At 63.7% G+C, this 1681-nt stretch carries 1 protein-coding gene and 1 pseudogene; both read right to left on the reverse strand.

Going from position 1 to position 1681, the window contains the following annotated elements; genetic code table 11:
- Positions 1–170 precede the first annotated feature (170 nt).
- The gene (locus A3764_RS17200; protein ID WP_067919699.1) at positions 171–1175 is read right to left on the reverse strand and encodes a TAXI family TRAP transporter solute-binding subunit; all 1005 of its coding nucleotides are present in this window, start codon (positions 1173–1175) and stop codon (positions 171–173) included.
- A gap of 189 nt (positions 1176–1364) precedes the next feature.
- A pseudogene (locus A3764_RS17205) lies at positions 1365–1681 on the reverse strand (hypothetical protein); the annotation flags it as partial.

Genomic DNA, 1681 nt, shown 5'->3' on the forward strand with positions numbered 1-1681 from the left:
TCGTAGACGTAGCGATACGGGCGTTTCAGAACCCTGTTGTTTTCTTGCACGGGTGTCTGGCCTCCGGTTGGCGTGTGGACTCTTACAGGGAGGATCGCCCCGGCCGCCTTCACCGGGCCGGAGCGATCCGTTACTGTGTCGCCCCGGGACGTGGCCCGGCGCATCATGGGTTATTTCGCCGAAATCTCAGCCTGACGGGCTTCGAGCTCGTCGGTCCACACGCCCTTGGACTTGAAGAATTCAATGGCGGCCGGGTGGAACGGGACCACGACGGCGGTGTCGGCAAACCGATCCGGCGTCCAGGTCGCGAGCGACGGGTGAATGGCCTTCAGCTCTTCGGAATGCTCCCACAGGGTCTCGAGGATCGCGGAGACCTTTTCGTCGGCCAGATCGCTGCGGCCGTAGAGCGTGGTCGCATAGCTGAGCGCGTGGATGTCGCTGTCGACACCGACGATGCCCGCGGGCACTTCGATCGGAACGAAGGCGCTGCCGATTTCCTTCGAACGGGCCATCGCTTCGGGCGAGGGGTCGATCGACAGGATGCGCGCGCCTTCGGCGGCGTTGAGCTGCTGAAGGATACCGCTGCCGATGGAGCCGACGGCGGCGTCGGCGCGGCCCTCGATCACGGCGGTCACGCCTTCGGGATAGCTGGAGACGCTGACCACTTCGATGTCGTCATCGGTCAGGCCGGCATTGGCGAGCGCGGCTTCGGCGGTGATCGAGGACCCCGCGAAGGCGCCGTAGTTCGACGCGACGCGCTTGCCTTTCAGATCGGCCATGCTCTGGATGTCCGAGCTGCCGCGCACCACGAGCGACAGGCGGATCGGCGAGCCGAGCATGATCGTGGAGATCGGATACCCTTCGCCGCCATTGGCCCCTTCATAGGGTCCGACGGCGCGGAAGGCGAAGTTGGCTTCGATCGGGCTCGACAGGCCAAGATCGGCCTCGCTGGAGACGAACATCGGGAAGAAGACCGTCGGGGATTGCGGCAGCACGTCAACGCGGTCGCCGGTATGTTGGCCAATGACCGAGGCGATAGCCTGGGACTGCGCGTAGAACAGGCTTCCTTCCGGGTTGCCGCCCATCACGAGGATATCGGCCTCGGCGGATTTGGGCGCGGCGCCCACAAGCATGGCAACGCCGAGCGCTGCGGCGGTCAGTTTCTGGAATATCATTGGGGCAACATCCTCCCTACCCACTGCGGTTCTTGTCCCGCTCTTTGGAGCGGGTCTGGCTATTGAGCCCGGTATTCGAACAAACGTCGAATACCGCATCAACTTAGAGGCAGCCCGAGTTGGAGTCAATTCGGGCTGACGGTCCCGGTTGCAATCTTCAAACGAATGAGAGGCTGCCCCAGCGGCAGGTCAGAGCATCGCGCCCGCGATCAGCAGGGCGGTCATGACGATCACGTAATAGGTCAGGATGAATGGCCCGTTCCATCGCAGGCCCACGTCGCGGGGGGACTTGCCGATCATCCCCGTGGCGATGGCAAGAGTGGACGCGAAGGGGGACAGCAGCATCGAGCCGGACCAGCCGCACATCAAGGCCAGCATCAGCATCAGTTCCGGCATGTCGATCCCGGACGAGATGATAGCGCCGGAGCACAGCAGCGCGCCGATCATGGGGGAGAGGCCAAGCTGGCTTACCAGTGTCATCAGCAGGATGATGATGCAGGCGATGA

The organism is Sulfitobacter sp. HI0129 (assembly GCF_001635395.1).
Classification (GTDB): domain Bacteria; phylum Pseudomonadota; class Alphaproteobacteria; order Rhodobacterales; family Rhodobacteraceae; genus Sulfitobacter.